We start from the raw sequence: 6,882 nt of genomic DNA on the forward strand, positions 1-6,882 counted from the left end.
ATTACGGAGTAAGTCGTGAGCGAAAGAGAATTAATCGTTCGTCAACTAGGTCGTCAGCGTTACATGCCAATTTGGCAAAAAATGCAATCTTTTACCGACACCCGTGATGAGCACACAGCAGATGAAATTTGGCTTGTAGAGCATGAGCCTGTATTTACGCAAGGCCAAGCAGGCAAAGCTGAGCACTTATTAAATACCGGTGATATCGAAGTGATCCAAGTGGATCGTGGTGGTCAAGTGACCTATCACGGACCAGGCCAACAAATGATGTATGTGCTATTCAACTTACGTCGTTTAAACATTGGTGTAAGGGAGCTGGTAACCTGGCTTGAAGAGTGCATTATTGATACGTTAAAAGACTACGACATTGATGCCTACGCGAAAGCGGACGCACCCGGTGTTTACGTTAACGACAGCAAAGTTGCCTCATTAGGCCTTCGCGTTCGCCACGGTTGCTCTTTCCACGGTTTAGCACTAAATGTAAGTATGGATCTAAGTCCATTCTTACGTATTAATCCATGCGGCTATGCTGGTATGAACATGGTGCAAACAACCGATCTTAACGGTCCGCAAAACCTCGAGCAAGCAGGTGCAGGGCTTGTAAAACACATGATTAAAAAGCTTAATGCTACTGTGGTTAAGCACACTGAAGGGTTTGAAAACGAATGAATAAACCAGTCAAAATGGAACCAGGCGTAAAACTGCGTGATGCAGAAAAAATGGCTCTGATCCCAGTTAAAGTTTTACCTACTGAAAAAAACGAAATGCTGCGTAAGCCAGAGTGGCTAAAAATTCGCTTACCAAAATCAACTGAACGTATTGATGGTATTAAACAAGCGATGCGTAAACATGGTTTACACTCAGTGTGTGAAGAGGCTTCGTGCCCTAACCTATCTGAATGTTTCAACCATGGTACCGCGACTTTCATGATCCTAGGTGCTATTTGTACTCGTCGTTGTCCGTTCTGTGATGTTGCCCATGGCCGTCCATTAAAGCCAGACGCAGCTGAGCCAGAAAAGCTAGCGCTGACTATTAAAGACATGAAGCTAAGCTATGTTGTAATCACGTCAGTAGACCGTGATGATTTACGTGATGGTGGTGCACAGCACTTTGCTGACTGTATTCGTGAAATTCGTAAGCATAACCCAGAAATCACGATTGAAATTCTAGTACCTGATTTCCGTGGTCGTATGGACAGAGCCCTTGATATCTTAATCGAGACGCCGCCAGATGTATTTAACCACAATCTAGAAACAGCACCGCGTTTATACAAATTAGCGCGTCCAGGTGCTGACTATAAATGGTCACTTGAGTTGTTACGCCGCTTTAAAGAAGCACATCCAGATGTGAAAACTAAATCTGGTTTGATGGTAGGTTTAGGTGAAGAAATTAGCGAAATCGAAGAAGTGTTACGTGACTTACGCGAGCATAACGTTGATATGCTAACAGTAGGTCAATACCTACAACCTTCTAAGCACCACTTACCGGTTAAACGCTATGTGCCGCCAGCAGAGTTTGATGCTTTAAAAGATTATGCAGACGAAATTGGCTTTACACATGCGGCCTGTGGTCCATTTGTTCGCTCAAGCTACCATGCTGACCAACAAGCAGCTGGTAAAGAAGTAAAGTAATACTTTTATAATTATTTAAAAGCCCGCATTAAGCGGGCTTTTTTATGTTCCAAAATATCAGCGCCCATAACGCGCTAAGAACATTTTTACAGTTTCGCTTATTACTTTCTTATCTGAGTCGCCTTCTTGGCGCTCAAAGCCATACAGCAACGGATAAAAGATCAGCGACTTTAACTGATACACAAACTGTTTTGCTGCAAACTCAACATCATCAATCGTTAACACCTGTGCTTGCACACCCGCTTCTAAAAACGCCACCAGATCTTGCATACAGCCCATGTTATTACTGGCTAATGATTTTGCTAAATCAGGCTGCTGTAACATCTGCATGAAAGCGACTTTCGCTACTTTTAAAAACTCTTCAGAGGTCAAAAGTGCCACTTCTTTCTCAGCAATGCGTGTTAGCTGCTCTGCAATTGGCACAGCAGCATCAAATACAACCGCTTGCTCTTGGCGGACTTTTTCAAACATAAACACTAGAATGGCTTGAAACAACACATCTTTATTTTCAAAGTGATTATATACGGTACGCTTTGAGGCACCCGCTAAGCTTGCAACCTGATCCATACTGGTATGCTCAACACCTTGCTGAAAAAACAATGTCTCAGCTGCATTCAAAATATCTAATCGTTTTCTCTGTGATAATTTCATGGACCCCTCCGATAAGGGTTACTAGTGTAACGCAAAAATAAAAAATGCACTAGATAGTTTACTTTTATAGCAAACCATGAAAAACTACACCGTGTAGTTTACTTATGGTGACGATATGAAATTTCTAAAATGGCTCGCAATCGCCACTCTATGCATCGTGATAGGAGTGTTTATTATGAATAATCAATTAGCCGCTGAAGGCGTGAGTGATAACAGCCACTCTGCGCAATTATCTGATGGCAAGTTCCACAATACTGCTGAGGTAGAAAGACCCAGCTTTAAGAAAACGCTAGGTATCTTCAAACGCTTTATTACTGAAAAGAAAATTGATGCAGAGCCAACAGGTGAACTGCCTATGCATTCTGTTTCTCATGCTCAGCTTGAGCGTTTATCTAATGACACAGTGCATTTTGTGAAATTAGGTCACTCCTCTATTTTAGCGAAAGTGTATGGTGAATACTGGCTATTTGATCCGGTATTTTCAGAGCGCGCTTCGCCTTTTTCATTCATGGGTCCAAAGCGCTTTCAGCCAACACCTATCAGCATTGCAGAGTTACCTAATATTGCTAAAGTGTTTATTTCGCACAACCATTATGACCACTTAGATAAAGCGGCGATTAAACAGCTTGTTGATAAAACAGATTCTTTTTATGTGCCATTAGGAGTCGAAAACGACCTGAAAAAATGGGGAGTTGATGAACAAAAAGTCCATAGTTTTGATTGGTGGCAAGAGCAAAATATGGCTAATGGCCAAATTGTATTTACACCAACCCAGCACTTCTCTGGCCGAGGTTTAACAGACGGCAATAAAACCCTTTGGGGCTCTTGGGCTATTAAAGTAAATGACAAGCGCTTTTATTTTAGCGGTGACTCTGGTTATTTTGCTGGCTTTAAAGAAATTGGTAATCGCTATGGGCCATTTGATATCACTTTTATTGAAACCGGTGCTTACGACAAAGATTGGGCTGACATTCACATGACACCAGAACAATCAGTACAAGCTCACCTCGATTTACAAGGTGATGTGATGGTGCCAGTGCATAATGGTACATTCGATCTCGCCTTTCATGCTTGGTATGATCCACTTAAACGTGTCGCTAAAAAAGCGGGACAGGAGCAAGTATCACTGAGTACTCCGTTAGTTGGTGAGGTATTTAAAATTCAAGATACCGCCATTGAAAAAGCGTGGTGGTAAAATTGACAGGATGAAAGGTGCATTATTACCCTTTCATCCTGAATAATTAGTTATTTGTAGACTCTTTCTGGACAGCCCCCCTTCGCGTCCCATATAGTGAAACCCTGTGCAATCAACCAGAAAAACTATGACAACTCACCTTAAGTATGCAAGCTTGGCACTTGCAATTGGTTTATTTGGCTGCTCTGAGCAACCAACAACAAGCACTGATAAACCAAACGCTGAAAGCAATGCAGCCGTAAACATTGCCAATGTACGCTCACATATTAAAACCCTCGCCTCTGATGAATTCTTAGGCCGTGGCCCTTTAACTGAAGGAGAAACGCTAACTATTAACTATTTAGCCGATGAATATAAAAAACTCGGCTTAAGCGGTAGTTTTAATGGCGAGTTTTTACAGCCAGTTACCATGGCAAAACTCACTCCAGATCAAAACATGACCTTACAAGTGGGTGATTTAAGCTTTAATGCTGGCAGTGATTTTACCGCCCGTACCCAACAAATTAACCCTGAGATCAACATTGATGGCTCTGATGTTGTGTTTGTTGGCTATGGTATTAATGCACCTGAATATAATTGGGATGACTTTGCAGATATTGATGTAAAAGACAAAACAATTATCGTGCTTGTTAATGATCCTGGTTTTGCCACCCAAGACGACGCACTTTTCACCGGTAATGCTATGACCTACTACGGTCGTTGGACTTACAAATATGAAGAAGGTGCTCGCCAAGGTGCAAAAGCAGTATTTATCGTTCACGAAACGGCTCCTGCCGCATACCCTTGGGGCGTTGTAGAAAGCTCGAACACGGGTAGCAAATATACCTTAATCGACCAAGATAAAAATGCTTCTGACATCCCTGTAATGGGTTGGATTGATGAGCAAGCGGCAAATGAAATTTTTGCTCAAGCAGGCCTTGATTATCAAACTGAAAAAGCCAACGCACTAAAAGCTGACTTTAAACCTGTCGACTTAAAAGCGAAAGCAGCGCTGACACTGAAAAGTGATATCTCTCAAGCGCAATCGCATAATGTTGTTGCAACGCTTAAAGGTAGCGAAACTCCTGATGAGTACATTGTAATTGGTGCGCACTGGGACCACTTTGGCACCAAGCAAACTGATGACGGTGTGAAAATCTACAATGGTGCTGTTGATAACGCATCAGGTAGCGCAGCAACGGTTGAAATAGCCCGTATCCTTACTGAAATGCATAAGAAAAAACCATTTAAACGCTCTATTATCTTTGCCAACTTTACGGCTGAAGAAACAGGGCTTATTGGCTCAGAGCAATTCGCAACTGGCGAGATTGTACCAACCAAGCAAATGGTCGCGCTGCTTAATATTGATGGTATGAACGTGCTAGACGGCGTTGACTACATATTACAATACGGTAAAGGCATGTCTGAAATGGAAGACTACCTTGCAGATGCAGCGAAAGCACAAGGTCGTCATGTAAAAATGGACCCGCGTCCTCAAAATGGTTTGTTCTTCCGCTCTGATCACTTCTCTCTAGCTAAGCAAGGGGTTCCTAGCTTATTGTTTATGAGTTTAGGTGATACAGATCCAAATTACATCGCGCACAAATATCATAAAGAAGCTGACGACTATTCAGCAGATTGGTCTATGGGTGGTGTTGAGCAAGATATCGAACTGATAGTTGATATTGCTGCCAAACTTGCTGATAACGGCGACTGGCCTAAGTGGAAAGCCGAGTCTGATTTCAAAACTCGTCGCTTACAAGACAAGCAATAACCTTCGCTTAGATACAAAAAACCGAGCTAGTTGAAGTTAGCTCGGTTTATTATTGGTTAGTTTTACTTATTACTCGCTAATTTTAGCTTTAAGTGATTGTGCTTCTTCTTGCACTTCCTCTGGGCCATTGGCAATAACATCTTCAATGGCTTGCAGCGCTGCATCAAAGTCGTCTATTTCGATATATGCCCGAGCTAAGTCCAGTTTTGCTGAGTAACCACCACTTTCGGCATCAACATCAGTTGGGTTATCACCTGCTAGTAAGTCATTAAAATCACTCAGTCCTACATCCATATCAACCTCATCATAAGGTTCATGGTCGAGTGCTTCATCGTCACTTTGTTCAAGTAATGAATCGATATCTACAAACTCATCCGTTGAAGTAGTTTGCTCCTCAGTATCTAATGCCTCTACTTCAGGTGCAACTGGCTGTTCGCTTTCACCCTGTAAGTCTTCATTTAATAGCGCATTAAAATCAACATCGAACTCACTGGCATCAGCAATATCAGCTTCGCCTGGCTCTGCTAGTTCATTTAACAGCGCATCAAAGTCTGTTTGAGTAAGGTCAGCCATAAAATCATCATCGATTTCATCGTCTGACAGCTCACTTAAATCAACCTCGTCAGCTAAATTAGACTCGATATCAGCCAATGTTTGTTCAGCTTCTCTGGCATCATCAAGTTCAATATCGTCCAATTCGAATTCAGGGAACTCTTCTAATTCGTCTTGGCTATCAGCCACCTCATCGTCAATTGGCGCTTCGCTCGTTAACTCTGTTGCGCCTTCACTCTGTGATTGATCCGATAAGTCGTCCTCAGGATCAAGAACATCATCTTCTGTAAATTCATTATCAAGCAAGATCTCATCATCAAAATCATCGTCTAGCTGATCAAGCTCATTACCCGCTGCTAATGAATTAGCAAGGTCTTGCTCTGCCTGACTTAACTGTAATGGTGCATCTTCATCTAACTCATTAGAAGTGTCTTCATCAGATTCATCCAATTCAAAACCGGCTTCATCTAGCTCAAGCTCTGGATACTCTTCCAACTCTTGGCTAGGAGTCACCGTATCATGCTGTAATGGCTCTTCGTCGGCGGTTAAATCAAATTCATCAGTTAGGTCTTCATCTGCTAGCGGATCATCGCCTAAATCAATTTCAACTTCTTCTATGTCTTGCTCTGGTTCATCAATTGACCAGTCTGGAGCTTCAACATAATCATCTTCTTCGCCAATTTCATTTAATAACTCATCGACACTTTTCAGTGACGGATCATCAAACTCGTCAAGGCTATCATCTTCATCTAATTGCTCATCGCTATCTTCATTAAACTCTTGATTAAGCGCTTCATCGATATCAACTTCGTCATTATCATCCGTATCATCAACCAACTCTGATGCTATCGATTCAACATTCATGTCATCAACCGCTTGATCAGCATCGGCTAAATCTTCTAGCGACTCTTGTAGATTCTCATCATGCTCTGCACTGTCACTCTGTTCATGACTTAAATCTGATATCTGTGCTTCAGTGTCTTGCTTCAGCTCATTTGTTTGCTGAATAAGCTCTTCAAGCTCATCATCAACGTCAGAGTCCTGCTCATCACTAGCATCTTCATCAAGTAATAAGTCGATGTCATCGACATCTAAATCAT

General features: G+C 42.0%; 6 protein-coding genes. 4 read left to right on the forward strand and 2 right to left on the reverse strand.

Going from position 1 to position 6,882, the window contains the following annotated elements; all coding sequences use genetic code 11:
* Window positions 1-15: 15 nt before the first annotated feature.
* A complete protein-coding gene (gene lipB, locus CWC02_RS17950; RefSeq protein ID WP_138619643.1) occupies window positions 16-669 on the forward strand; it encodes a lipoyl(octanoyl) transferase LipB in 654 nt (217 codons plus the stop codon).
* Complete coding sequence (lipA, locus tag CWC02_RS17955) at window positions 666-1,631, forward strand: lipoyl synthase (RefSeq protein ID WP_054551675.1); 966 nt, start codon at window positions 666-668, stop codon at window positions 1,629-1,631. Before lipB ends, lipA begins: the two co-directional genes overlap by 4 nt.
* A gap of 57 nt (window positions 1,632-1,688) precedes the next feature.
* Here lipA and CWC02_RS17960 read toward each other — a convergent pair whose 3' ends face one another.
* On the reverse strand, window positions 1,689-2,282 hold the full coding sequence (locus tag CWC02_RS17960) for a TetR/AcrR family transcriptional regulator (protein WP_138619644.1): 594 nt from the start codon (window positions 2,280-2,282) through the stop codon (window positions 1,689-1,691).
* A 175-nt stretch (window positions 2,283-2,457) separates the two neighbouring features.
* Here CWC02_RS17960 and CWC02_RS17965 point away from each other — a divergent pair, with 175 nt between their 5' ends.
* Window positions 2,458-3,477 (forward strand): MBL fold metallo-hydrolase, encoded by a 1,020-nt coding sequence (locus tag CWC02_RS17965; protein WP_249364132.1) that lies wholly within the window; start codon window positions 2,458-2,460, stop codon window positions 3,475-3,477.
* A 127-nt stretch (window positions 3,478-3,604) separates the two neighbouring features.
* Window positions 3,605-5,230 carry a M28 family metallopeptidase gene (locus CWC02_RS17970; RefSeq protein WP_138619646.1) on the forward strand — a complete coding sequence of 542 codons (1,626 nt, stop codon included), beginning with the start codon at window positions 3,605-3,607 and terminating at the stop codon, window positions 5,228-5,230.
* A gap of 69 nt (window positions 5,231-5,299) precedes the next feature.
* On the opposite strand, the gene CWC02_RS17975 is transcribed toward CWC02_RS17970, so the two are convergent.
* On the reverse strand, window positions 5,300-6,882 hold a 1,583-nt coding region (locus CWC02_RS17975; RefSeq protein ID WP_283235077.1), incomplete at its 5' end, for a FimV/HubP family polar landmark protein.

The sequence above is a fragment of the Pseudoalteromonas sp. S2721 genome, assembly GCF_005887425.1.
Taxonomy (GTDB): Bacteria; Pseudomonadota; Gammaproteobacteria; order Enterobacterales; family Alteromonadaceae; genus Pseudoalteromonas; species Pseudoalteromonas simplex.

Bases quoted from the DNA above. Each gene is read 5' to 3' on its own strand.
- lipA (WP_054551675.1), top strand. From the start codon at position 666: ATGAATAAACCAGTCAAAATGGAACCAGGCGTAAAACTGCGTGATGCA.
- CWC02_RS17960 (WP_138619644.1), bottom strand. From the start codon at position 2,282: ATGAAATTATCACAGAGAAAACGATTAGATATTTTGAATGCAGCTGAG.
- CWC02_RS17965 (WP_249364132.1), top strand. From the start codon at position 2,458: ATGAATAATCAATTAGCCGCTGAAGGCGTGAGTGATAACAGCCACTCT.
- CWC02_RS17970 (WP_138619646.1), top strand. From the start codon at position 3,605: ATGACAACTCACCTTAAGTATGCAAGCTTGGCACTTGCAATTGGTTTA.